At 61.2% G+C, this 26,820-nt stretch carries 16 protein-coding genes; 6 read left to right on the forward strand and 10 right to left on the reverse strand.

The annotated features are described in order from the left end of the window. Window positions 1-114: 114 nt before the first annotated feature. A complete protein-coding gene (locus QZ329_RS00465) occupies window positions 115-7,872 on the forward strand; it encodes an FctA domain-containing protein (RefSeq protein ID WP_295747182.1) in 7,758 nt (2,585 codons plus the stop codon). Between the two features lie 102 nt (window positions 7,873-7,974). Here the strand turns inward: QZ329_RS00465 and QZ329_RS00470 are convergent, their stop codons facing one another. The 9 genes from QZ329_RS00470 to QZ329_RS00510 form a co-directional block, all read right to left on the reverse strand. Continuing rightward, entirely contained in the window at window positions 7,975-9,003 is a 1,029-nt protein-coding gene (locus QZ329_RS00470) for a LacI family DNA-binding transcriptional regulator (RefSeq protein WP_295747184.1), read from the reverse strand. A gap of 22 nt (window positions 9,004-9,025) precedes the next feature. Continuing rightward, on the reverse strand, window positions 9,026-9,898 hold the full coding sequence (locus QZ329_RS00475) for an MBL fold metallo-hydrolase (RefSeq protein WP_295747186.1): 873 nt from the start codon (window positions 9,896-9,898) through the stop codon (window positions 9,026-9,028). Then, window positions 9,895-10,929 carry an ABC transporter ATP-binding protein gene (locus tag QZ329_RS00480; protein ID WP_295747188.1) on the reverse strand — a complete coding sequence of 345 codons (1,035 nt, stop codon included), beginning with the start codon at window positions 10,927-10,929 and terminating at the stop codon, window positions 9,895-9,897. Before QZ329_RS00480 ends, QZ329_RS00475 begins: the two co-directional genes overlap by 4 nt. Next, window positions 10,926-12,647 carry an iron ABC transporter permease gene (locus QZ329_RS00485; RefSeq protein ID WP_295747190.1) on the reverse strand — a complete coding sequence of 574 codons (1,722 nt, stop codon included), beginning with the start codon at window positions 12,645-12,647 and terminating at the stop codon, window positions 10,926-10,928. The genes QZ329_RS00480 and QZ329_RS00485 overlap by 4 nt, the downstream gene beginning before the upstream one ends. Window positions 12,648-12,727: 80 nt before the next feature. Continuing rightward, window positions 12,728-13,822 (reverse strand): ABC transporter substrate-binding protein, encoded by a 1,095-nt coding sequence (locus tag QZ329_RS00490; protein ID WP_295747191.1) that lies wholly within the window; start codon window positions 13,820-13,822, stop codon window positions 12,728-12,730. A gap of 405 nt (window positions 13,823-14,227) precedes the next feature. Continuing rightward, window positions 14,228-15,610 (reverse strand): MATE family efflux transporter, encoded by a 1,383-nt coding sequence (locus QZ329_RS00495; protein ID WP_295747193.1) that lies wholly within the window; start codon window positions 15,608-15,610, stop codon window positions 14,228-14,230. Between the two features lie 293 nt (window positions 15,611-15,903). Beyond that, window positions 15,904-17,079, reverse strand: a complete 1,176-nt coding sequence (locus QZ329_RS00500) for a Xaa-Pro peptidase family protein (RefSeq protein WP_295747195.1) — start codon at window positions 17,077-17,079, stop codon at window positions 15,904-15,906. A gap of 72 nt (window positions 17,080-17,151) precedes the next feature. Continuing rightward, window positions 17,152-18,189: a TAXI family TRAP transporter solute-binding subunit gene (locus QZ329_RS00505; RefSeq protein WP_295747197.1), complete on the reverse strand. Its 1,038-nt coding sequence runs from the start codon at window positions 18,187-18,189 to the stop codon at window positions 17,152-17,154. A gap of 44 nt (window positions 18,190-18,233) precedes the next feature. Then, window positions 18,234-20,105 carry a TRAP transporter fused permease subunit gene (locus QZ329_RS00510; RefSeq protein ID WP_295747199.1) on the reverse strand — a complete coding sequence of 624 codons (1,872 nt, stop codon included), beginning with the start codon at window positions 20,103-20,105 and terminating at the stop codon, window positions 18,234-18,236. Between the two features lie 325 nt (window positions 20,106-20,430). Here QZ329_RS00510 and QZ329_RS00515 point away from each other — a divergent pair, with 325 nt between their 5' ends. From QZ329_RS00515 to QZ329_RS00530, 4 genes are all read left to right on the forward strand, one after another. Further along, window positions 20,431-21,378, forward strand: a complete 948-nt coding sequence (locus QZ329_RS00515; protein WP_295747201.1) for a LysR family transcriptional regulator — start codon at window positions 20,431-20,433, stop codon at window positions 21,376-21,378. A gap of 154 nt (window positions 21,379-21,532) precedes the next feature. Continuing rightward, on the forward strand, window positions 21,533-22,309 hold the full coding sequence (locus QZ329_RS00520) for an HAD-IIA family hydrolase (protein WP_295747203.1): 777 nt from the start codon (window positions 21,533-21,535) through the stop codon (window positions 22,307-22,309). Between the two features lie 208 nt (window positions 22,310-22,517). Beyond that, window positions 22,518-23,753, forward strand: coding sequence for an extracellular solute-binding protein (locus QZ329_RS00525; RefSeq protein ID WP_295747205.1), 1,236 nt, complete (start codon window positions 22,518-22,520; stop codon window positions 23,751-23,753). A gap of 37 nt (window positions 23,754-23,790) precedes the next feature. Further along, window positions 23,791-25,377 (forward strand): methyl-accepting chemotaxis protein, encoded by a 1,587-nt coding sequence (locus QZ329_RS00530; protein ID WP_295747207.1) that lies wholly within the window; start codon window positions 23,791-23,793, stop codon window positions 25,375-25,377. A 271-nt stretch (window positions 25,378-25,648) separates the two neighbouring features. Here the strand turns inward: QZ329_RS00530 and QZ329_RS00535 are convergent, their stop codons facing one another. Next, window positions 25,649-26,197 (reverse strand): 4Fe-4S dicluster domain-containing protein, encoded by a 549-nt coding sequence (locus QZ329_RS00535; protein ID WP_295747209.1) that lies wholly within the window; start codon window positions 26,195-26,197, stop codon window positions 25,649-25,651. A gap of 58 nt (window positions 26,198-26,255) precedes the next feature. Here QZ329_RS00535 and QZ329_RS00540 point away from each other — a divergent pair, with 58 nt between their 5' ends. Next, a complete protein-coding gene (locus QZ329_RS00540) occupies window positions 26,256-26,687 on the forward strand; it encodes an Rrf2 family transcriptional regulator (RefSeq protein WP_295747211.1) in 432 nt (143 codons plus the stop codon). Window positions 26,688-26,820: the final 133 nt, after the last annotated feature.

Here is a 26,820-nt window from a genome sequence, read left to right on the forward strand (position 1 = left end):
TGCGGGAGCGCCGGAGAACCGCCCGGTACTCCCGCAGACCCTGGGGCCAGAGGTGGAGGGATTAAGCCGCCCGCCGGCTCAAGGGTTTATAAATTTCCGAAAGGAGAACGAGGAATGGCAAGTACAAAGAAACGGTTTCTCTCAGGGCTGCTGGCTCTGGTGATGACGCTTTCTCTGCTGCCGGTCCAGGCCTTCGCCGTGGAGGCGGAGGACACTCCGGCCGTGGAAGCGGAAGCCGCCGGGCCGGAGAACAGTGAACCCCCCGAGGAAGCCGCCAGTCAGGACGGGCCGGAGGACGGCGCGCCCTATTACCTGATGATCACCCACGCCCTGGAGGTGGACGGGGAGGTCTACGGCAAGATGGAGACGGTCCAGCTGACGGCGGACGACTTCCGGGACGGCGCGTATGACTTCCGCCAGAACGCTCTGGAGCGTCAGGGCATGAACGCCGTCAGGGGCAGCTGGCTGGACAACGGGTCCTATGACCTGACCGAGGGCTGGACCGTGGCGCAGGACGCCTTTGGAGAAGGCGGCGACTTCACGGACGGCTCCGGCTACTATGGAATGCAGGTGCTTATTGAGTACGAGGTGGCCGGCGGCTATGAGGCCGACGTGTCCAATGCCTCCGGCGGGGCCGGGGACTATGACGTCATGCCCCTGATCCAGTTCACCGGCGGCAATCTGGATGATGTGGAGTTCACCGCCGCCGATGTGCTGACGCTGACCATTCACTTCCAGTACTCCAGAACCGGAAGCCTGGCCGGTACGGCCGCCTATGACACCGTCAATGTGGAGATTCCGGTGGAGAAGGACGCGAATGGGAATTACCAGTCCGTTTCAAAGGAGTGGGCGATTCCCACGGACAAGACTCTGGAGAATTTCCGGATGCTGCTGAACCCCTATCCGCTGAACAGCTTCCTGGTGGACCAGGAGCTGGCGAACCGGTTCTCCAACCCGGATACGGTGATCGACGACGAGATGATCAAGGAAGCGCTGAACAGCGGCGCTTTTAACGTCCGCCCCGAGGATGTGTATTTGAATGAGGAGCAGGGCGCTCAGGGCGGGTATGAGCCTGTCTATGAGCTGGCCTGGGACGTAGCCCGCAGGCTGCCCGAATACAGCAGTCTTGCTGAGCTGAAAGAGCACATAGCGGCAGGTCATCCCGGTGTACTCGTCCCTGACGCCGATTTGGAGAAACTTCTTCAGGGCGGTCAGGCCGACCCGCATTACAGCGCGGTCATCGTCGGAAAAGACGAGAACGGCGCGGATAAGGAGCATCCGGGCGCGAGTTCCGTGGGCACGGATGCTACACTGAGAATCACTTTGGATGGCGAAGATATCCGGCATTTCATGGACTTGAAGACCGGCCCGAAGATCACGGTCTACTACCGCCGGAACGCCACGACTTACACAGCCAAGCACTGGGTAACTGCGGCCATGTGGAGTCCCTCTTTTGGCTCCATGGATAACGCTGACACCATGAAGCATGGCACCCCCGAAGTAGACTATTATCTTGCCGATACCGAGTCCCTGCAGGGCCGCGTGGGCGCGCTGACCAACGCGGCGGCCAGCGATAAGGAGGGATTCCTGCCCTATACCACCGAACCCATTGTGCAGAAGCTGATCGAGCGGCGGGCGAACGATCAGGCCGAGGGCACCGTGGTGGACGTCTTCTATACGACGGCAAACAACTACCGGGTGATCTTCAACACCAACTTCGCCTACATTCCCCGGCAGTCTGTGCCCGTAGGGCTGGGACTGAAGCTTTCCAATGACAACCAGCTGCTGGTGGGCGAGGCGGCGACTGGCGACGCGTACACCGCTCCCACCCAGGCGGGCTATACCTTTGACGGCTGGATGGTCAAACTCAAGGATACCGTACAGAGTCCGAATCCCTCCTGGGCCGGCGTCAGTCCGAAGATCGTCACGATTGACTCCGCTTCGGATAACCCCGAGCAGGACCCCGCGGGAAGGTACGTCAAGATCGACCTGAGCCAAGGCTTGACCCTGACCGATAAGTTCCTCGAGGACGTACAGATTTCCCAGGCGGAGGGCGACGAGGGCGTCCGCGCGGTCATCCTCTACGCCCACTGGACCAAGGGCGGCTCCAAGGTCCGCGTGGTGCTCTGGACGGAGGACCTGAACGGGAAGACGGACGTTTCCTCCACCGCAATCGACGGTTCGGAAGTCGTGACCTCCGAGAGCTGGAGCAACATCGGCAGCTTCACCTTTGACTGCGATACCGGAACCGCTCTGACGGACGGTCAGGGGACTGTTTCCAATACCGTGCAGGTGGACGGAAAGGGCCTTTCGGATAAGATTACCGAGGAATTCCGGAAGATTGACATTATGCAGCCCGTGCGGTATATGGGCGCCGATACTTCTACCGGAAACTATGGCTCCGGTACAGCGAATGAGAGAGAGGTCCAGATTTCTGACTTCTATACCCGCCACCACGCTACGGTGACCAGCAGCAACGGCGCAGACAATGTCACCGTTGCCGCAGACGGCAGTACCATTCTCTATGTGTACTATACGAGAAACGTTTACACGCTGAATTTCCACTATTACAAGACCGAGAATGGTGCAAATCAGATCGCCGATAATACCAACGGCTACGCGAATACCGGAACGGACAACTATAACACCAGCAACTCTTTGAGGAACAGTTGGAAGACGGTGACTTCCGGAACGCTTCCCCAGCAGACCATAACGGTGAGGGCCAAGTATGGCGCGGACCTGAGAGGCGTCTGGCCCATATATTCCCATGGAGTAAGCGCAAACAACAACACCTACAACTTTGTGTCCTGGACGACGACAAAGGGCCCCTATAATGAAATTGCCAAGGGCTTGGGCCTAGGCATCAGCCGGGGCGAACCCACTATCATGGGCCTTTACGGCGCGATGAGCTGGCAACTGATCGCGGATGCGAAGAATACCGAAACCGCCCATGACCTCTATGCGTACTGGTCCAACAATCTGACCTATTATGTGTATAACCACTGTTTCGAGATTCCCGGGCTGGACGCGAACACCTTGAAGGGCCTTCCGGACAGCGATGCCGGAAACGGGTTTAAGAAGGTACTCTACAACGACGTGAGCGCTTCCTCGGCTGAGGTCAGTGAGCGGAATACGCTCTACCTCATCCCGACGGCGAACACCGCCTTTACCGGCCCCGGCTTTGACGACCTGCGGGAGGTTGACGAGAATGGCGTTCCCACTGTGAACGGGGGTTATTACGCCGTCCGTATTTATACCTTCACGCCTGCGAACAGCAGCTCTTCCGTGACAAAATGTTACGCCTTGAGCAATCGGGTCGAGGCCGCGTCTTCGGCGAAGATTGCCATGCAGAACCCCAGCGCCCGTCTGCATCTGAGCAAGGTGAACGCGGACTGGACCAATAGCGGCACAACCTATCCCAGCGTGGCGGACCACACCACCCAGTTTGGCCACAATGATGGGTCTACCGGCGGACAAGATACAAAGCCGCTGGAGGGAAACACGGCCACAAACCGCTATGACCTCTACTTCTACTACGACCGCGACCGCTACACCATTACCTACATGGCGGCGCTGGACGGCGGCAAAGTGGGCGAGGGCAACGCGACGGAGTACACCCTGGGCACCAGGGAGGTGGCCTACGGCACTAAGCTCACCGGCGCGGAGTACGGCTTCAAGCCTGGTTACACAACGCTGAACAACGACCCGGCGTACACCGGCAAATGGACCGTGCCCGTTGGCAGCACCCCGGTGCCCGTCTGCCCCAACCGCGCTTCAGGCGGCCAGGCGCAGTGGGCCTTCAACGGCTGGGCCCTGGGCCCCGCCGGCAACGAATGGCAGTGGACCTACAGCGGCGAGGCAGGCAGCGAGGTCCTGACAAATGGGGACGTTGCGATCACCCTGGAGGGCGATCTGCTGCTCTACGCCATTTGGGGCACGCCGAAGTACACGGTCATCTTCAACCTGAACGGCGGCACGAGGACCGGAACCGTCCCGCTGACGCAGCAGATCGACGCCAATACCAGCATCACCACCGGCGGCCAGATTCCCCGCCCGGTTCGGAGAAACTATACCTTCAAGGGCTGGTATGAGACGGATACGGACGGCGGGACAATCCTGCACCCGGATACGCCCTATAACTTCGACGCTCCCGTCACAAAGTCCACGTACCTCAAGGCCATGTGGGATAACACCGGCACCAAGCAGTACGCCTATCAGGCCTACTATCTGCTGCCGGTGGATGGAAATCCGGACCTGACTTATCCGACAGGTCGTTTCCCGGCAGCCAACGGCGCTGAAACGCTGTATTACATCCTGGGCCGGCTGAACGAGACGGACAAGGACTATACGGTGGGACACTTTATCGCAGGCTCTTCGCTGGTGCTGAACGCCAAGAACATCCAGGGCTTTACCCCGGTCAATACCGACGCGGCCCAGGAGATGAAGGTGGAGTACAGCGGCAGCGGAACGCCGGATACCATTTACAAGTTCTACTTCTACTACACCAAGAACACGGTCAAGTCCTACAAGATTCAGTTCGTTGAGTTGAACGCCGCTCCCGGTACAGCTCCCGTGCTCACGGAGAGCGGAAACGCGGACCAGGCGGTCCTCACGCCCAGCGCCAAAATGTTTGAAACGCTCAGAAATATGGGCTATCAGATTGTTAAGGCCGACGGCACTCCGGCCGGGTCGTATAAAGACCTGCTGGAAGGCGGCCCGCTGGGGTCCACTGACGTCAGCCCGGACGGCAGCACCGTGCAGACGTTCCAGGTAAAACCCATCGACTATACGATCACGTATGAAATCGGTGAGCCTTTTACCGGCACGGAGGTTGACGCCACGCTGAAAACGGCGGCGGATACGGCGCTGGCGGCCATTACGGCGGCGGAAAATACACCGCCTGAACATGCCGGCGAAAAGAACCCCACGCTTTACACCGTCAAAGACACCATCAGGGCCAAGAACCCCGCTTACATCCAGGACAGCAACGGCCTGTGGTGGCAGTTCGCCGGCTGGACGCTGGGCGGTGAGACGATGGAAGTCCGGCAGCCCGCCGTGAGAGCGGACGGCAACAGCTACAACTCGCTCACCATTGAAAACAGCGTGGGCAACCTGACCTTCGTGGCCAACTGGAGCCACGTGGCGCCGGATCTGACGGTCAGCAAGACCGTCGAGCAGGCGTCCGGCGTACCCGCTCCCGCAGATGACGAATTCAGCTTTACCATCAGCGGAACGCTGAATTCCGCCAACATCCTGGCCTACACAACCACCGCCGGCAGCACGGGCAGCTCTCAGGCCAGCCTGACCTATGCCCCCGGCGACACCAGCGCTGACTTTACCCTGAAGGCCGGGCAGACAATGAACTTCGTCGGCCTCGCAAACGAAACCTACACCGTGACGGAGAACACCACCGGCGCGCAGGCCGGCAAGTTTGACGCCACGCAGAACAACTACTATACGGTGAAGGACGGCGCGATGAAAACCGCAGCTGTTGGCGGCGGCACCGCTGCCAGCGTGTCCTTCGTGAACCAGTACCACGCCACAACGAAGCTGGACATCGACCCGAACACTGCCGGAGCGCAAAGCTTCCGAGTCATCAAGCATCGGCTGGACGCCCAGGGGAATCACAGCGATTTCCTTGGCGGAAACCGCTACAGCTTCACCATCTCCCAGGGCGAGGGCAATACCGCCGAGAGCGTTCCCCTTCCCTCTCCCAGCCAGATTACCCTGAATTCCGCTGCGGGCGTTCAGGAGCTGAGCGGCTTCTTCAGCGAGATCAAGTTTGACCACACCGGCGAGTACCGCTATCTCATCCGCGAGGACCGTCCCAGAGCCATCGACATGGTTCCTGGCGTCACCTACGACCCGACGATCTACCGGGTCATCGTGACCGTGGGCATTCAGGACAGCAATCTTGCGGTCACCGGCTTTACGCTCCAGACACGGCAGGATGACGGCACCTATCAGGACGAGGCGCTGAAACCCGGCGGCATCCTCGACAGCATTACCTTCGACAACGTGTATGACCCCACTTCCACTACCATCCACTTCGAGGGCAGAAAAGAGCTGACCGGCCGGACGAATCCGGACGGCACGGTCTCCGGCGCGCAGAACGGGGAGTTCCAGTTCCGTTTGACGGCGGCGGGCTCCTATCTGATGACTGCGGCAGACTCCATAAAGTTCCACGAACTGAAAGACGCCGGTGACTCCGCCGATGTGAAGAGCTATCTGATGGAGAAGACCTATGCGGCGGACGCGGAGCAGCCCATGCCCGCAGAGACGGACAATGTGAAGATCGAGACCGTGGACGGACAGCAGACCGCTGTTGTCGGCAACGGCGAAGGCGGCCGGGTCCTCTTCGGCGGCACCGCCTTTGACCGCGCCTCTCTGGGCAGCAATGTCCTGGGTAAGGTTTACCACTACACGATCCAGGAAATCGTGCCCGAGGGCTGGACGGACAAGGACGGCCAGAAGGTCTACAACGGCGTCGCTTACGACGACATGGTACGGGACCTCTTCGTCTATGTCCACCTCCACGGCAGCGACGGCAATCCCCTCACCAGCGGCACCGTGGCGGACCATGTGGACGGCGTCGTCCTGAATGCGGATGCTTCCGGCGACCGGGAGTCCATTTTCCGCAATGTGTACACCACCGCCCCCGTAACCGTCGACCTCGGCGGCGACGGAGCGGACGGCAGCACGCCCGTCAACATCGTGAAGACCCTCTCCGGACGCGCCTTCACCGCCGGCGACAGCTTCACCTTTGATCTGGTCCCCGGCGAAGGCACCGTGCTTTTGCCCAAGGACGCCGAGAACCATGACGTGACGGAAGTCACCATCACTCCCACCAGCGGCTCCAGCGCGAACGTGCCCTTCGGCAAGATCACCTTTACCGCTGCGGGCGTCTATACCTACAAACTCACCGAACGCCAGGGCTCCGCCCCCCGCATGACCTATGACACGGCGGAGAAGACCCTGACCATTACCGTAACCGACGTGGACGGCCAGCTGACCGCTTCCTCCACCGGCGTCACTTGGGCCAACAGCTACAAGAAGTCCGGCGGCGGAGGCGGCGGCGGAGGAGGCGGCGGCTTCACGCCCCGGCCCTCCGGAACCACGAATCCCGCCACGCCCGCCAAGCTGGATACTTCCGACCACTTTGCCTACATCCTGGGCAAGTCGGACGGCCTGGTTCACCCTGAGGCCAACATCACCCGCGCCGAGGTGGCCACCGTCTTCTACCGTCTGCTCACCGAGGAATCCCGCAAAGAGCTGTGGGTGAAGGAGAATCCCTATCCCGACGTACCCTCCAGCGAGTGGTGCAACATCGCGGTGTCCGTGATGTCCAACGCCGGGGTTATCAAGGGCCGTCTGAACGGCAAGTTTGACCCCTACGCCAACATCACCCGGGGCGAGTTCGCCACCATCGCGGCCCGCTTCCTCAGCGACCCATATGTGGGCGAGGACTACTACACCGACATCAGCGCCCACTGGGCCCGGGAGTACATCAACCGCGCCGCGGCGGCGGGCTGGGTGAGGGATTTCGACCAGCCCTTCCGCCCCAACGACTACATCACCCGCGCGGAGGTCATGTCCCTGGTGAACGCCATGATCGGCCGTACCCCGGACAAGGACCACATGCACGAGGACATGATCCAGTGGCCCGACAACATGGATACGACGAAATGGTACTATGAGGATGTCCAGGAGGCGACGAACTCTCATGAGTACGTCCGCATCCAGGGCGGCATGGAGAACTGGACAAAGGTGCTCCCCGTCCGGGACTGGAAAGCCATTGAGGCGGAATGGGCCAGCATCTACGACGCTACCAACCCCGGCGACGTGATGGACGGCGTCCGCACCAAGAGCTGACTCCGGAAAAGCGCTTACCGGGACTGCGGTTCAGCGGCGCGGGTCCGGCAAACGAACAAGAGCCCCGGCGGGAACCTTGCGGTTCCCGCCGGGGCTTCTTCCTTATTTCTGTTGGGGCGGCACACAGGTTTCCCGGCGGATTAAGACGGGCTGAATGACCTCGGAATAGATATTCCGGCCGCTTTGACCGATGAGCTTCATCAGCGTCTCCACCGCCAGGGCGCAGAGCTCCTCCTTGGGCTGGGCCAGAGTGGTCAGCTGAATCTTGGGGAGGGCAGCGAAGGCCACGTCGTCAAAACCGATGAGAGAGACCTGTTGGGGGATGTCGATGCCGAATTCCATGGCCGCCTGGATGATGCCCAGGGCGAAGTGGTCGTTGATGGTCATGATGGCGGTGGCATAGGGCGTACCGGCTTCCATGCACCGGCCGAAATAGGCCATGCCGGTGTGGTAGCCGTCCTCAATCCGGCTGCCGGGGGTGATGGTAAACACCTCGTACCGCACATCCACCGCCCGCTGCACCACGTCCAGGAACCCCTGGCGGCGGCGCTGGTGGGTGATGGAGGTCTCCCGTCCGCCCAGGAAGGCCAGGTTCCGGTGCCCCAGACTGAGAAGATACCGGGCCCCCATGACGATGCCGTTGTAGCCGTCCACCGTGATCTTGGAGACGAAGTTGTTGGGGATATTGTCCCCCAGGAAGAGGACCGGCAGCTTGTCCAGATACTTTTGCAGGCTCAGATGGGTCTTGTCGCCGACGCCGGAGATGATGACGCCGTCCACCCGCCGCTCCAGCAGGGCCTGGATGTTCTGGTCCTCAATGTTGTAGTCATAGAAGGAGCTGGAGATGAAGATGTTAAAGCCCCGCTGCTTCACGTCCCACTCGATGTTGTGAATCAGCTCGGCAAAGAAGGCGTTGGAGATGTCCGGCACCACGATGCCGATGGATTTCGCCTCGTGCTTTTTCAGCTGCCGGGCCGCCGCGTTCCGGGTAAATCCCGTCTGCTGGCAGATTTCCATGATCTTCTCATAGGTCTCCGGCTTCACGTTTCTGGCGCCGTTTAAAGAGCGGGAAACCGTGGTATGGGATACCCCCGCCATCCGCGCAATATCCTTGATTGTCAGCTCGCCCATAAGCAGCCCCCTTGGGAGAGATTCAGAAGTGGAAGGCAAACGCCCCCTGAAAGGTATAGTGGACCCGAGAGGCTCCGGCGGCCGCCAAACCCTCCACCGTGATCCGCATATCCTCATTATAATAGGTTTTGTCCACGCTGACTACAAGATTTTTCGGCAAAATCATTTTTTGGGTCTCCTCGGAAAAATAGGGCTGCCCGATGCCGTGGTGGGAGAGCTTCTGCACCTCCGGATGCACCGGCCCGCTGGTCTCCAGGGCCCGGCGCAGCGTCTCGTCGGTGCTGTCTCCGGTAAAGAGGGCAATGGGATTTCCCCGGTGCTCCAGAAGCCAGATGCTGCTGTCCTCGTTGCAGGAGCGCTTGTGGAGCTCCAGCAGACGGTGAATTTGGCTATCCGTGAGCTCCGGGGCGCAGAGGGCCTGGGCGGAGCGTACGGAGCGCATGGGGCTGTCCGGCCTGGGGTACAGGCAGCGCAGGGCGCTCTCTCCGAAGGCGAAGGACTTCCCCCAGCAGGAGGGGGAGGCGGCCAGCTCCGTGCCGCTTTGCCGGAAGTACTGGAAGATGCGGTGATACTCCCGGTAGAACTCCCGGTCGCCGAAGAGGGGATAGACCTTCTCGTGAAACACCAGGTCCCCGCAGGGGGCCACCGCCCGCCGGACCGCCACCCGGCCGATCAGCTGATGAAAGCCGCCGAAATGGTCCTGGTGCAGATGGGTCAGAATCAGGAGGTCGATTTCGCGAATGCTCCGCTCCTCCAGAAACTCCAGCAGGGGCTGCCGCCCCCGGCAGGAGAGCTCCCCCCCGTCGATGACCACGGTTTTTTTCCCGTCCTCCGTATCCAGCAGGAGAATCGAGCAGTCTGCACGGCCCACATCCAGCATGTGAAGCTCGCTCATACCGTCAACGTCACCTCGTCTCCGATCTGGTACTCGCCATCGCCCCGGTAGCGGATTTCCAATGTGTCTCCTCCGGCCTGACTGCGCAGCATCATCCGCATCTCCGTGCCCTGGTATTCGATCTCATAAATGACGGCCCGGACGCCCTCCGCCCCCTTCGGGGCGATGAGCAGGTGCTCCGGCTTCACCGGATATTGCCCCTCCTGGCGGAAGACCTCGGCAATCTGGGGATTGTGCCACTGGGCCTGGGAGCCGGCGGGACGGAAGGCGTCGCCCTCCCAGGCGCCGGGAATCAGGTTGGACCGGCCCACGAATTTGGCCACAAAGGGCGTGGCGGGGCGGTTGTAAATCTCCCTGGGCGTTCCCACCTGTTCGATCTGGCCGTGGTTCATGACCACAATCCGGTCCGCCAGGGCCAGGGCCTCCGACTGGTCGTGGGTCACATAAACCACCGTCACGCCGGTTTTCTGGTGAAGCTCTTTGATCTCCCGGCGCATCTCCACCCGCAGCTCCGTGTCCAGGTTGCTGAGGGGTTCGTCCATCAGCAGCAGGTCCGGGTCCACCGACAGCGCCCGGGCCAGGGCCACCCGCTGCCGCTGCCCGCCGGAAAGCTGGGAGGGCAGCCGTCTTTCCATGCCGGTAAGGCCCACCATCTCGATGAGCTCCCTCACCCGGCTGTCACAGTTCTCCCGAATCTGGGGGGAGACAAACTTGCTGTTCTTGATGGGGAACTCCACGTTTTTCTTCACCGACATATGGGGCCACAGGGCATAGGACTGGAAGACCATACTGATGAACCGCTCGTTAGGAGGCAGGACGTAGTCCTTGTCCGCCACCACCTTCTCCCCGATTCGGATTTCGCCGGAGGTGGGCCGGTTGAAGCCCGCCAGCAGGCGGAGCAGGGTGGTCTTGCCGCAGCCGGAGGGGCCCAGAATGGCGATGAACTCCCCGGTATCGATGTTCAGGCTGATGTCGTTCAGGGCCCGGAAGCCGTTGAACTCCATGATAATGTTGCGGATTTCCGTACTCATGCAGCGTTCCTCCCTTTATAGCGTCTGAGAATGACGGCGATTCCCTGGTAAAGCAGGACCAGGACCAGAATGGTCAGGCACACCACGGACGACAGCGCGCAGGCGTAGGTCGTGTAGCCCGCGGAGGTGTAGTTGTAGATGACGACGCCCAGCGTCTCCGACCCGGCGGACCACAGCAGGGACGAGGTGGTCAGCTCGGTCAGCGCGTTGAGGAACACCAGTCCCATGCCGGAGAGGGTGGCGGGGAAGATCAGCGGGAGGATAACCGAGAGCCACTTTTTCCAGAACCCCGCGCCGCAGATTTCCGCCGCCTCCTCCATGGAAAGGTCCATTTGCAGGATGCCCGTGGTGCTGTTGCGGATTTGCAGGGACGTGAAGCGCACCACATAGGACACCAGCAGCATGAAGACGGTGGCGTAGATGGTCTTGTTGATGATGGGCAGAGGGCTGGCCCAGGTGAGGATCAGCGCCAGACCCAGGATAATGCCGGGAATGGAGTAAGGTACGGAAATGACGCTCTCCACCAGCCGGACCAGCCGGGATGGGCGGCGCACCATCAGATAGGCCACGATGGTGCCGATAATCACGCAGATGCCCGCCGTGGAGAAGCTGAGGACCAGGCTGTTTTGGATGGCGTGGAAGCTCTTGGGATTGTGGAAGACAAAGGCGAAGTTCTCCAGGGTCATGTTATCCGGGCCATAGCCGCCGCCCACGCCCTTCATGAAGGAGGTGAGAATCAGCGTCAGCAGGGGGACGAAGTTGATAATGAAGATGGCCAGCCAGATCAGCCCCTCCGCCAGCAGCCGCTTTCCGTGGAGGAAGAACCGGGGACTCATGTCCTCCAGGTCCGTCTGCATGGTTTGGAAGAGCTTGGCCACCCGCCAGAGAATCAGGGAGGAGAGAACGCCGATGACCCCCAGGATTACGGACTTGGCCGCCGCCTCGCTGAAGTTGTTGCCGGAGAAGGAGATGATGGTCTGATAGATGTCCGTGGACAGGACGGTGATGCGGGCCGGGATGCCCAAAAAGGCCACGGTGCCGAAGTTGTCCAGACAGGAGATGAACACCAGCAGCAGCCCGTTGGCGATGCCGGAGAAGGACATGGGCAGCGTCACCTTGAAGAAGGTCTTCACCTTGTCGCAGCCGGAGACGGCGGCGGCAAGCTCCATGTCTGTGGAGATTTTCCGGAAGGTGGTCAGCGTCAGCGTGTAGATCAGGGGGTACTTGGTGACGGAGAACACGAAGATGATGCCCCAGTAAGAGTAGATGTTGGGCATCGTGATGCCGGGAATCACGCCGCGCAGGGCCGTGGCCACAATGCCGCTTTTGGCGAAGAACTGCATCCAGGCCAGGGTGATGATATAGCCGGGAATAATCAGGGGCAGCAGCAGCGCGTAGTGAATGAGCTTCTTCCCCCGGATGTCCGCGTAGGCCACGAAGTAGGCCATGACGACGCCGATGAGGGACGCGAAGAAGGAGGAGAGCAAATTGATATACAGCGTATCCCAGATGACCTTCAAGGTCTTGGGGTCCCGCAGCAGCTGGGAGAACATCCCCAGGCTGAGCTTGCCGTCCACCTGAACGGCCATAACCGCCAGCTTGCAGATCGGCAGGAAGAACAGCCCGAACACCGCCAGAAGACCAAAGACCGCCAGCACGTATATCGGCAGCTTCCGGGAGGAGAAGGGGCCGCAGTTCGGAGAGCGCATGGTTGGCATATAGACCTCTCTTTCCATTGTGAACATAAGGGCACGGGCCGCTCTCCGCCTGAGAAAGCGGCCCGCGTTCCGTCAGCGTTTTAGAAGCCGAAGAGCTCCGCAAACTTTGCCTTTTCGTCCTCCCGGACGGCAAAGAGCTCCTTGGCGTCGGAGATCAGGTTTACCCGCTCCTCCACCGTCAGGCTGCCGGCGGGAACCTCCATGCCCTTGCGGATGGGGGCCTTGCCGATGAGCTCCCGGCCCATGGCCTGCACCTCCTCCGACAGCATGAAGTCGAGGAAGGCCTGGGCGGCGGGGAGGTTTTTCGTGTTGCTGGTGATGCCGATGGGGTCGGCGGTGGCGGGAACGCCCTCCTTCGGGTAGACGAAGGCCAGGGGAGAGCCGCTGGCGGCGGCGGAGAGGGCGTTGGAGTCGCAGGCGACGCCATAGGCGTTCTCGCCGGCGGCGACGGAGTTGATGACGCCGCCGTTTCCGTTGACCACCATCATCTCGTTGGCCAGCAGACCCTCGTAGAACTTCCAGCCGATGTCCTCCACCCGGGTCAGCTCCAGCAGGGCATTGGCGGCGGTGCCGGCGTAGAGGGGGTTGGGCATGACGGCGTTGCCCTTGGCCGCGGGCTCCAGCAGGTCAAACCAGCTCTCCGGGGCCTCGGACACCAAGGTGGTGTTGTACACGATGCCCATGGCGGCGGGGAAGGTGCCGTAATAGTAGTGCTCCGGGTCCACGAACTCCGTGTAGATGTTCCCCAGCTCCGGGGACTCGTAGGGCTGGAGGAGATCGTTGGCCTTCAGGTTTTCAAATGTGGCGGCGTCGGAGACCATGATCAGATCCGCCTGGACGCTGTTGGTCATCTTTTCCGCCAGAATCTTGCTGACGACCTCCTCCGTGCCGGAGCGGTAGTACTCCGCCTGCGCGCCGGGATACTTGACGTTGAACTGGGCGCAGACCTCGGAGATGAACGCGTCCTCGGCGGAGGTGTAGATCATCAGCTTTCCGGTGACGCCGGCGGGCTCCGCCTCGCCGCCGGATTCGGCGGGGGGCGCGTCTCCGCCGTTCGCCGCCGGCGGGTCCGGCTGCTTTTGGCCGCCGCAGGCGGAGAGCAGTCCAATCAGCAGAAGGAGGACCAGGGACAGGGAGGCTGAGCGGCGGAAGCAAGCAGAGCGGTTTCTTTTCATTTCAGGTTTCTCCTCTCAATCCAAATTGTTCACGTTAACATTCTTTTGCTAAAACAAACAAAGAACTATAAAATATATATAACATAATTCGTCGAAACAGTCAATCAAAACGCGTATCATTTTATTGCCAAAAAAAGTCTGCGAATTTTGTCGGTTTACACAGTTTCGCGGTTCGTCGGGGACGCAGGGCCAAAGACGCGCATAGTCGGAAGGGATATCCTTCCAAAATTCGAAATATTTTCAAGAATAAGCGCTTATTTGGAAAAGTTTCTATGAATTGAGGCCCTGCTCCCCCCACGCTCTGCCTTCCACTTTTTTCTATGTTCACGTAAACAATTTTCGGATAGAGAAGCGCCCACCCCCCGGCGGCCAGCCAGGGAATGGGCGAGGAAGGAAACCGTCCGCTCAGGCGCCGGTGGGGCGCAGAAGCCGGATTCTGGGGGGCCTCCGGTCCCGGCTGCGGGGCCGGGTAAGGCGGCGGTAGCAGTACAGGTAGGCGGGCAGCAGAAACAGGTCCGCCAACACCCAGGCCGCCGGAGAAGCGAAGCAGGCGGCGGCAAAACCCAGGACCGGCACCAGATAAGAGATCACCGCCCGGCCGGCCAGCTCCAGCACGCCGGCCAGCGTGGCCAGAGGAGAGAAGCCCATGCCCTGGATGAGGAGGCGGAAAATGTTCACCAAGGCCAGGGGGAAGTAGAACAGGGCAAGGATCAGCAGATACTGCCGGGCCAGGGGCAGCAAGGGGGCGCTGGCCTTGTCCAGGAAGAGCATGTTCAGCGGGTCGGCCCAGATATACAGCGCCGCCAGGGAAACCACAGCGTACACCGCCCCCAGAAGCACGCAGGCCCGCAGGCCCTGGTGGAGCCGCTCCCAGCGGGCGGAGCCCACGTTCTGCCCGCCGTAGGTGGCCATGGTGCTGCCCATGGCGTCAAAGGGGCAGGAGAAGAACATGGAGACCTTGCTGGCGGCGGTGACGGCGGTGACGTAGGCGGTTCCCAGACCGTTGACCGCCGTCTGGATCATGACGCTGCCGATGGCGGTGATGGAGAACTGGAGGCCCATGGGCAGGCCCATCAGACACAGCTCCCCCATCCGGCGGCGGTTCCAGCGCCAGTCCTCCCGCTCCATGCGGAGAATGGGATAGCCCCGCAGCATCCGGACCAGGCACCCCACCCCGGCCAAAAGCTGGGAGAGCACCGTGGCCAGCGCCGCGCCGAAGACGTCCAGATGGAACGTGAGGATGAAGACCGCGTCCAGTACAATGTTCAAAAGCGCCGCCGCGCTGAGCCAGATCACCGGCGTCCGGCTGTCCCCCAGGGAGCGGAGGACGCCGGCGGTGAAATTGTAGAGGAAGTAGGCGGGCAGCCCCGCGAAGATGGTGAGGATGTAGCAGTAGGCCCGCTGGTAGATTTCCGGAGGCGTCTGCATCCCGGTGAGAATTTCGTTGCAGAAGAGCATTGTGGCAAGGGTCAGCAGCCCGCCGAAGAGCAGGCACAGCCACGCGCCGCCGGCGACATAGCGCCGCAGCTCCTGGTGGTTTCCCGCGCCGAATTGCTGGGCCACCGGAATGGCGAAGCCTCCGCAGATGCCGATGCAGAAGCCCACCACCAGGAAATTGACGGACCCGGTGGAGCCCACCGCCGCCAGAGCGCTGCCGCCCAGGGTTTTGCCCACGATGGCCGTGTCCACCAGACTGTAGAATTGCTGGAACAGGTTCCCGAACAGAACCGGAATGCCGAAGCTGAGGAGCAGCCGCATGGGGCTGCCGCTGGTCAAGTCTTTTGTCATAGAATTACCTCGCTGTGCGTGTCGGTGAGTGGGGATGGCCTCCGGAATCCACTCCGGAAAACTTCCGTTCATTATAGTTGTTTCGCACAAAAAGGCAATCCTTATTTTGGATAATTTTACGACACTCCGGATGGGAAAACTTTGTGCAAAGTGAGAAGGCGGCAAGCGGCCCGGGAGGGCGGAAGCGAGGCCCGAGGAGGGAAAACCCTTCTGCCCGTGAGGCTTCAGAGCCTCCGCCAAGGAAAGGAGCGGCAGACCGGAAGGCCGCCGCTCCTTTGGCGCTGGGGGTACGGTCAGATATAAAGCGAGGGGCTCGCGTGGGTGAACAGCTCGATGCCGTTTTCCGTGACGGCGAAGGTATCCTCGATGTTGTAAGTATGGCGGCGGGAGCTGTAAAACGGCGTCTCAAAGCACATGACCATGCCGGGCTCAAAGACCCGGGTTTCCTCCGGCGCGATGAAGGGGGCCTCTTCCCCGGAGATGTCGCAGCTGATGGAGTGGCCGAAATGTCCTCGGATATACTCCTTCATGCCGATGGCCTGTTCCACGCCCCGGAAGATGTCGCACATCCGAACCCCGGGACCGATATGCCGGATTCCCCATTCATAGCCCTTCCACAAGGCGGCGTACAGCTCCTCCCGCTCGGGCAGGGTGGTGTTGCCCACGGCGAAGGTCCGGCCCAGGTCGGATTTATAGCCGTTGGTATAAGGGCCGCCGTCCAGGCGGACCAGGTCGCCCCGCATCAAGGGGGTTTCCGCCGGCATCCAGGCCGGAGCAATGCTGGAGCCGAAGGTGTGGGACTGGCTGACCGCCGTCAGGTCCGGGGCCAGGTCCAGGCAGGTCCGGTGGAAACAGGTGTGCACGTCCGCGTGGGTCATGCCGGGGACGGTGGCCTTCATGGTCTTGTACATGGCCAGCTCCGACAGCTGGGCGTTGTGCCGCAGAACCTTGATCTCCCAGGGGGTTTTCAGAAGCCGGGCCTCCGCCAGGAGTTTGGAGCAGTCCGCCACCCGGTCCGCGCCGAACCGTTCCCGCAGGAAGCAGCCGGCCTCGTAGGTGATCCACTTGCTCTGGATGCCCACCCGGACAGGCTTGTCCTGGGGGATGAACTCCGCCGCCATGCGATAGGTCCGGTTGAGATCAGGCTGAACCTCCTTGGTCATCCCCTCGAAGGCGTAGTCCTCAATGTAAATCCAGACCGGGTACGCCTCAATGTGCACCGAGGGGTCGCAGACCTTCTGCGCGGCCATTTTCTCAAACTCGCTGCACACCAGCGTCACCTTCCCGTCGGACGTGACCACGCTGACGGCGTTCCCTGTCTTCCCGGAGCGGTAGAGACTGCGGGCCGCGAAGCCCGTGCTGTAAAAAACGCCGTCCGCCGAGGTGAGAAGCAGGGCGTCCAGTCCCTGTTGTTCCATCTGCGCCGTCAGCTTCTCCACAATCCGGCGCTGCTCCCTTCCTTCTATCATAAGGCACTCTCCTTTTTATGCGTTTATGCGTCAAATTCTTGCGTGAAAAGCACGGGGCCCTTCTGCCCGGGCTCACTGCACCAGTCCGATTTCCCGGTAATACCGCTCCGCGCCGGGGTGGAAGGGCAAAAGCTGGTTTTCCAGAACCTTCTGCCCCACCTCGCCGGCCTGCGGATGGGCGGCAAGCAGGGTATCGTTGTTCTCGTCGATGGTCTTCACGAAGTCGTAGATCATCTGCTCGTCCGCGTCGGCCTTGCAGACGTAGACATTGTGTACGCCCACGGTGTTGGCGTCAAAGTCGGACTCGTATTTGTCCTTGCTGATGGTGAACTTCTGGAAGCTGGGGTTGAGGGCGGTCATCTTATCAATGACCTCGTCGCTCATGGTCAGGATGTTCAGCCCCACGGACAGCGCCGTGTCCTGAATGCTGGTGTTGGGGGTGGAGGCCACGTGGACGCCGTAGTCCAGGGTGCCGTCCTGAATGGCAACCAGCAGGTCCTTGATGCCCATGATTTCCACCTTGCTAAAGTCGCTCTCCGTCATGCCGTAGGCCTCCAGCAGGTACTTCCAATAGTAATTCGCCATGGTGCCAGAGGCGACGCCGATCCGCATGCCCCGCAGGTCGGAGAGCTCCTTGGCCCCGGTGCTCTTGGGGGAGAACTGGGTGATGCTGGTCAGGTAGCTGTTGGTGACATAGCAGAGGGCGTTCTCCGCCTCCGCGACGCCCTCCCACTTGCGCTCCATCTGGTTGCAGGCAATGGCGTCGTCCAGCATGCAGGAGGCCATCTGGGCATCGTCCGACAGGAGCATATTGATGTTCTCCGCGCCGCCGGTGGTGATCTCCGGAATGATGGTATACTCCGGGCACGCTTTTCCAAGCAGGGAGCCCAGGGTGCTGACGGTGATGAAGCCCACGCCTGTGGAGGTTCCCGTCGCGATGTGGATGTCCTGGGGCGTCCGGACCACCGCGTCCGCCGGTTCCCCGGTCTGGGGGCTGTTCTGGGGCGTGTTGGAAGGCGTGTTCTGGGAGCTGTCCGGCGCGCCGCCGGAGCAGGCCGTGCAGGTCAGAAGAACCAGGGCGGCCAGCAGAGTGCAGAATCCTTTTTTCATAGTGAAACCTCCTTAGTGTTATGTCTCCGGCAGGCGCCGGGGGATTACTCCGCTTGTGTTTCGGGACTGCGGACCGGGGTCTGTCTGCGGCGCAGGTTAAAAAACAGATGCACTGCCGCCATCAGGGCCAGACCGGCGATGTCCGTAATCAGGGCGCTGTCAATCAGCAGCACCGCCGCGGCGAACAGGACCGCCCGGCCCAGGAAGTGGATGGGCGCGTTCCAGATATACCCCTGCATGGAGCAGGCCAGACAGTAGATGCCCACCACCGCGCCGGCGAAGGCCGTCAGAATCGCGAAGGGCGTCCCGTCGAAAAGCAGCACGTTGTTGTACACAAAGAAGAACGGCAGCAGGAACCCGGCGATGGAGAGGCGGAAGGCCTGGAAACCGCAGCGGCTTGGGTTGCAGTCCGCGATTCCGGCGGCGGCGTAGGCCGCCATGGCGACGGGGGGCGTCACGTTGGAGATGATTCCATAGTAGAACACGAAGAGATGGGCCGCCATGGGAAGCACGCCCAGCTGAATGATGGCCGGGGCCACCAGGGCCGCCAGAACCAGGTAGCAGGCGGAGCTGGGCAGACCCATGCCCAGGATAATGGCCGCCAGCATGGTGATGACCAGCAGCAGCGCCAGCCGGCCGCCGGCAATCTCCACCAGGATGGAGGACAGGCGGTAGGAAAGGCCCGTTCCCGTCACCGTGCCGATGACGATGCCCACCACGGCGCAGGCGATGGCCACTGTGCAGCAGCCCCGGCCTGCGGAATACAGGAACTGCACCAGCTTCTCCCGGGTCAGCCGGGTCTCCTTGCTGGCAAAGCTCAGCGCCAGGGTGAAGAGGAACGTGTAGACGCCGGAGCGGGTGATGGTGAAGTTCAGGGGGCCGATCATCAGAATCAGCACCAGCATGGGAGTGAACTTCCAGATTCCCCGGATAGTCCGGCTCAGAGGCGGCAGCTCCGAGCGCTTCAGACCCACCAGCCCATGGCTGAGGGCGTACAGATCCACGGCGATCAGCAGCGCCACGTAAAAGAGAATGGCCGGAATCAGGGCGGCCTTGACCACGTCCCAATAGCGCACCTGCAAAATCTCCGCCACCAAAAACGCGGCGGCGCCCATGATGGGGGGCATGATCTGACCGCCGGTGGAGGCGGTGGCTTCCACCGCTCCGGCAAACTCCCCGTCATAGCCGATGCGCTTCATCAGGGGAATCGTGAACGTGCCGGTGCCGATGACATTGGCGCAGGCGGAGCCGGAGATGGACCCGAACAGCGCGGAGGCCACCACCGCCACCTTGGCCGGACCGCCCCGGAATACGCCAAAGATGGAGGAGGCCAGCTCCGTGATGTAGTCGCCGACGCCGGTGACGGCGAAGAGGGCCCCCAGGATGATGAACACACAGATAAAGGTGGCGGCGGAATTCAGCGGAGAGCCGAAGATTCCCTCCGAGGTATAGCAGATCAAGTGGATGAAGCGGGTGAACTTCATGCCGCCGTGGCGCAGAATCAGCGGGAACATCTTGCCGAAGAAGGCGTAAAAGATAAAGAACGCCACCACGACCGCCAGAACAGGCCCCACCTTTCGCCAGGCAGCCACCAGGAGAATGCCGATGAACAGCACGCCGAAAACACTCATGGCGGCGGTGTGGGTGGTGCTGTCAATGGCCAGCTGTTTGGAAAGAGAGGTGATATAAACGGTTACGATACAGCCCGCCGCCAACAGGGTCAGGTCCAGTATCCGCATGACCCGGCGCTTTTCGTCCTGGTGGTACAGGCCGATGAACAAGATTGCAATGACAAACGTCAGGTGGATGGATTTCTGCGCGATTCCGGAAATCGCACCGAAAAACGCGGTGTACATCTGAAAGGTTACAAAAGCGACGCAGAGAACCAATTCCATTTTCTGGATTACTTTTGACATCATCATCCCTCCTTGACCCCCCTGCGCGGTCCGGCTGGAAAACCCCTGTCTTCCGAACCGCGCGTGTTTTCCCTGGTTTCCATTGTTCTGTCTCTCACCCGCTTCTCTTATGCGAAAGTTTTCCCCTCCGGTTTGGGTTTTGTGCTGAATTCATTGTACGTCCGGCGCATTCATAAGTCAAACACGTATATTTTATATAATCCATTGGTGTTTTTTATAATTGGATGATTGGGCGGATAAAATGCTGTACAAGCAGCCCTTCCGTGTTATAATAAACCCTGTGGAAAAAGCTTCTCATCTCAGACAGATAGGCGGAACAACGGACATGAACATCAAGGACTTGGAAAACATCATCACCGTAATTGAAGAGGGAAACATTACCAGCGCCGCCAAGCGCCTTTTCATGTCGCAGCCCTCTTTGAGCCAATGTATTCAGCGGGTGGAGGCGGAACTGTCTACCACGCTGTTCATCCGCACCAAGAGCGGAATCGAACTGACGAACGCGGGCCGGGCCTTTCAGGAGACGGCGGAGAAGGTCTGCAAAGAGTACCGGGACCTGGAGAATCGGCTGGCGGACCTGTCCACCCTCCATACCGGCTATCTGGTGGTGGGAATTCCGACGCTGCTGAATGGATATCTTTTGCCGGAGGGCTACATGTATTTCCGCCAAAAGTACCCAAATGTACGAATCGACCTGTATGAGGACGATTCCAACCGCCTGGAGTCGATGCTGTTCCGCGGGAAGGTGGACCTGGCCATCATGTCCCTGCCGGTGGACCCCAGCCTGATTTCGGTGCCCATGATCTCCTGCGAGATGGTCTTGTGCGCCCCCGGCTGGTATGAACCCGGGGACGCGCTGCTGGACCCCCGGACCGGCGTTCTGGACATCCGGAAGCTGGATATGGAGCCCTTTATCTTTCCCCGCCCCTCCCAAAAGCTCCACATGGTGACGGAGAAGATTCTGAAAAAGGCCAATATCTCCGTACAGACAATTTTGAATACCCGCAGCTCCAAGGGGGCCATGCTATACTGCGCCCATGGCTTCGGCTTCACGATTCAGCCGGAAATCTCCGTGCGGTTCCACCGGCCGCTGCTGAACAACCGGGTGAAGTTTTTCCGGATTCCGCCGGAGTTCAACGAGCAGTGGGTGGTCGTCCTCTCCCGCAGCCGGAACGGCTACTTTTCCGAGGCCGCCCAAACCTTTATTCAGAGCATGCAGGAGTTTTACTCGCCGGAACCCCCCGCGGGCTGGTCCGGGGCCCAGGCCCCCTGAAGCGGCGGGCCGGGTTTCCTTTGACAAATCTGCCGGGATATGGGATACTGAAGGGGAAGACGCCGCCGCCCCGCCTCCCGGGCCGGGAGAACCGGCGGACCGGAAACAAGACATCATCGGGCCTCCGGGCCCTGGAACGGACAGGAGGATGTTTATGGAAGTACTGAGAAAGAAAAAAGGCTTTATCTGCGATATGGACGGCGTGATCTATCACGGGAACAAAATTTTGCCCGGGGTCCGGGAGTTTGTAAGCTGGCTGACGGAGAAGAAGAAGAATTATCTCTTTTTGACCAACTCCAGCCAGTATACCCCCAAGGAGCTTCAGCAGAAGCTGGCCCGGATGGGACTGGACGTGGACGAATCCCATTTTTACACCAGCGCCCTGGCCACGGCCTGCTTCCTGGACAGCCAGGCTCCGGGGTGCAGCGCCTATGTGGTGGGCGAGCACGGCATCATGAACGCCCTGTACGACAAGGGAATCACCTATAACGACGTGAACCCGGACTATGTCGTGGTGGGAGAGGCCTCCACCTACAATCTGGAGCAGATCACCAAGGCCATCCGCCTGGTGAACGACGGCGCCAAGCTCATCGGCACCAACCCGGACCTGACCGCGCCGGTGGAGGCGGGCATCGTCCCGGCCTGCCGGGCCCTGATCGCGCCGGTGGAACTGGCCACGGGGAAGAGCGCCTATTTTGTGGGCAAGCCCAATCCCCTGATGATGCGCACCGGCCTGCGCATGCTGGGCGTCCATTCGGAGAACGCGGTTATGATCGGCGACCGGATGGACACGGATATCATCGCCGGCATTGAGACGGGCCTGGACACGGTGCTGGTGCTCTCCGGCGTGTCCACACGCAAGACCTGTGACCAATATCCCTACCGTCCCGATTTCATTTTGAACGGCGTGGGGGAAATCCCGGAAAATTGACCTGCCCAACGCGGCCCTGCCCGGTCTGAACGCGGACAGCCGTCTGCCTGGACCGGGCGGGCCGCGCCGGTTTGCCCGCCGCCGGTCAGAGAGATATGGGTTGCCAAGAAGGGAAAGAACTGGTATAATGATCGGGAAGAGCGGCTCACACACTGCGGCGCTGCTCCGCGCCCGCGGCCGCCGGAACCAACGGGAGAGGTATGACGCCATGAAGATGAATCAAATATTCCTGCTTTTGTCCATCGGGGCACTTCTTTTTTTATCCGCCTGCGGCCAGCAGGAGCCGCCTCCGTCCCAGGGAGAACCAGCGGAACAAACGGTGGAGCTCACCGTCTGGGGCGCCGAGGAGGACGCGGACCTTCTGGAGGAGATTTTTGCCTCCTTCCAGTCCCGCTATGCCGGGGAGGCGTCGTTCCGCATTCATTTTCAGCCTCAAAGCGAGTCCAGCTGCAAGGACGCGATGCTGGGAGACCTGGAAAACGGGGCGGATGTGTTCGCCTTTGCCGACGACCAGGCGGCCGCCCTGGCGGCCGCCGGAGCGCTGGACCCCATTGAGGACGCCGGAGCGGTCCGGGGGGCAAGCCTCTCCGCCGCAGTGGCCGCCGCCTCGGTGGACGGCGTGCTGTACGCCTATCCGCTGACGGCGGACAACGGCTATTTCCTCTATTACAACAAGGCGTACTTCTCTGAGGGGGACGTAGAGAGTCTGGACCGGATGCTGGAGGTTGCGGCGGCGGCCGGACGGAAGCTGACCATGGACTGGAGCTCCGCCTGGTATGTCTACGCGTTCTTCGGCAACACCGGACTGACGGTGGGCCTGAACGAGGACGGCCTGACCAACTACTGCACCTGGAACAGCACAGACGGTCCCATTACTGGCGTGGACGTGGCCCAGGCCATGCTGTCCATCGCCGCCAGCCCCGGCTTTGCCAGCCGGACGGACACGGAGTTTTTGGAGGGCGTGCGGAACGGCTCCGTCATCGCCGGAGTCAGCGGCGTGTGGAACGCTGTGGCCATTCAGGAGGCCTGGGGCGAGGATGCCGGCGCCGCCAAGCTGCCCGCATTCACCTGCAAGGGCGAACCGGTACAGATGGCCTCCTTCTCCGGCTGCAAGCTCATCGGGGTGAACGCCTATTCGAAAGAACCGGAGTGGGCGGCCCGTCTGGCGGAGTGGATTACCAGCGAGGAAAACCAGCGTCTCCGCTTTGCGCGGCGGGGCCAGGGTCCCGCCAACGCCAACGCCGCCGCCTCGCCGGAGGTACAGGCCTCTCCTGCCATCGCGGCGCTGCTGGCCCAGTCGGAGTTCTCCCAGCTTCAGCGGGTGGGGGGAAAATTCTGGGACCCGGTGACGGAATTTGCCGGCAACTGCGCCAGGGGGAATCCCTCCGGCGCGTCTCTCCAGGCCCAGCTGGACCGCATGGTGGAGGGTGTGACGGCGCGCTGAGCGTTTAGGGGAATCCAATCATTTTGGAGGGGAACATATGAAAGGCAAGCTCACATTGCAGCAGCGCCTGATCCTGCCCATCGTCCTGCTGGGGCTGGTAACGCTGCTGTCCAACATCCTGGCGGTGTCCGGCATCCACAACGTCCACGCCAACGCCGGAACCATTGTGGACGAGTACATGGTCAGCACGGCCCGGCTGGAGGAGGTCCGCTGGTCCATGATGGACATCCACCGCCTGGCGCTCAGCCATATCGTGGCGGCGGATCACGCCACCATGATCCGGCTGGTTCAGGAGATCAAGGCGGAGGAGGCGGAGCTGGACGGGAAGCTGTCGGACTACGCCGGTTTCGTGGCGGAGGAGGATCAGGCGGTCTACCGTTCGCTGCTGGAGGATTACGACGCCTTCAAGCATGCCTTGGTCCGGCTGGTCTGCGCCAGCGCCGACAGCAAGACCCTGGAGGCCTACGCCATGGCCAACGGGGACGTGGCCGCCCGAAGCAGCTCCGCAGAAACCAGCATCGACGCTCTCTCTGCCTCTGTGAGCGCCCAGGCGGAGGCGGCCCGGAGCCGCCTTTTCTGGGTGTATGTCACCGCCCTTGCCATCAGCGCCGTCACGCTTTTGATGGGGGTGCTTCTGGTGGCGGCGGCCCTGCGGATCATCCGGAAATATGTTCTCACCCCCATGCGGGAGGCCATGGGCACCCTTCAGGGAAGCTCCGAGCGGATTCGCGGCGTGGTGGGGGACGTCCGCAAACGGACTCGGACCTCCAGCGGCAGCGTCCAGGCTCTCTCCGGACTGACGGAGCAGCTCTCCGCCGCTTTGGAGGAGATTGCCGGCAGCACCGCCTCCATCAGCGCCAGCGCCTCCGGCACGCAGAACGACGCCGTCAGCATGGCGGAGGAGTGCTCCGCCATCACCGCCTACTCCGCAGAGATGCGGAACCGGGCGGAGGAGATGGAGCGCTCCGCCCAGATGGAGATGGAGACCGTCCAGGCCAAGACGGCGGAGATCATGGCGCTTTTGAACGAGGCCATCGAGAAGAGCCGGAGCGTGGACCGCATTGAGATTCTGACCCAGGACATCCTCTCCATCTCCTCCTCCACGGACCTCATCGCCATCAACGCCTCTGTGGAGGCCAGCCGGGCCGGGGAGGCGGGAAAGGGCTTTGCCGTGGTGGCCCGGGAGATTCGCCGTCTGGCGGACTCCTGCGGAGAGACTGCCAGCCACATTCAGGAGGTCAGCGGAGTGGTCACCAGCGCGGTGGACTATCTCTCCCGCAGCGCCAGGGAATTGGCGGACTATCTGGAAAAGGCCCTTATGGCACAGCTGGAACGCTCCGTCCAGTCCGGGCGGCAGTACCGGGACGACGCCGCCTATATCCAGGGCTCCATGGAGTCCTTCAACGCCCAGGCGGATCGCCTGCGGAGCGCTATGGCGGAGGTGGCCGCCTCGATTTCCAGCATCTCCGGCGCAGTGGACGGCGCGGTAGACGGCGTCACCGGCGTGGCGGACAGCACCCGGGTGCTGGTGGACGACATGTCGGGCATCACCGCCGGCATGGACACGAACCAGGAGATCGTGGGGGAGCTGCAGCGGCAAACGGACGTGCTGGCGAACCTGTAAAGACCTGTAAGCGGCAAGAAACCGGCGGCTTCCGAAGGGGGAAGCCGCCGGTTTTTTCCGTGAGGTCAGTCCGCTTTCTTAGCGGCGCCACTGTTGAGAGCCACGGCCTGTCCATCTGTCGTAACATTTTTCAGCGCCTTGTTGAGGGCCCGCTTGTCATCTATAAAAGCGGATGCTTTGGACTCGACGGCAGGATTCGGCCGGCAGGACCTTATAAAGCCCGTCTATCAAAAGCAGCGGACAGACCGACAGGATCTGTCCGCTATATGATTTAGAGAAACAGCTCGCAGTCCTTACGGACGGAGCACGCCTTTTTCAGCGCCAAGCCCGCCGCGGCAACCATGGCTCCATTGACCTTCCTGGCTCCCTGGGGGCAGCGGACGACGCAGCGCATGCAGGAGATGCACTTTTCTTCGCCGGCCTTTCGGAGATCGTCCGGGCGGATGGCCTGAGCTGGGCACTGCTTCGCACAGAGGCCGCAGCCGGTGCAGCCGCTTCCGGCTTTCGGAACCATTCCGACGCCTCCAGTCTTTTTGTAGGGCCGGTTCCCCGGAAGGGGAACCGCCAGCTCCCGCTTGCCCTGGCGGTATTTCTCCAGGATTGCGCGGGAAAACCTTTGCAGCTCCTCGGTATCCTGTGTGTCAGGCCGTCCGGCGGCGTATTGATGTAAGATCGAGTGCTCCGCTACGGCGGCAGCGGCGGCAGAGACGAGAAAGCCGCAGCGCTCCGCGCAGTCCTGTAATTCCACCAGCGTGTCCTCGTAAGCCCGGTTTCCATAGACGCAAACCAGGACGCAGCTGGCCCCGCCGCCCGCTGTCATGTCAATATTTACAACGGAGTTTTTGTGTGGTATTGTAAAGCGGAAAGGAGGGAGGACTGTGCGCATCAGCACAAAGTGCTCCGTTGCCGTTCACTGTCTGCTGTTTCTGCACGAGTACGGCGAAAAGCAAAAGGTTACCAGCGGTCTTCTGGCGCTGTCTGCGGGCTGCAATCCCGTAGTAATCCGGGGCGTTATGAGCGCCTTGAAAAAGGCGGGAATCATCCGTGTCGCCGCAGGCAGCGGAGGCGCGTCGCTGCTCCTTCCGCCCGGCGAGATCACCTTGTACCGTATCTATATGGCGGTGGAGGAAGGCGGGCTTCAGAATCTGATTGGGATTCATTCCATGCCCTCACCGCTGTGCCCGATTGGGCGGAATATCCGTGCTGTTCTGCAAAAGCCCTATGAAGCGGTTCAGTCCGATATGCGGGAAAGCCTTCAATCCGTCACATTGGCGGATTTCATTGCGGAATACCGCAAGATCGAGATATGACCTTTATCCAGCCCAATCCTTGAAAATCACTTCACAGCATTGCAGTTAAGGTTTGCTCCGCAACCAAAAGCCGCTCGGAATACAAGCAACATGGGCAGAAATGTGGTATCATGATTTCCAGCCCCTTAACGCC

It is taken from the genome of uncultured Oscillibacter sp. (assembly GCF_910579365.1).
Lineage (GTDB): Bacteria > Bacillota > Clostridia > Oscillospirales > Oscillospiraceae > Oscillibacter.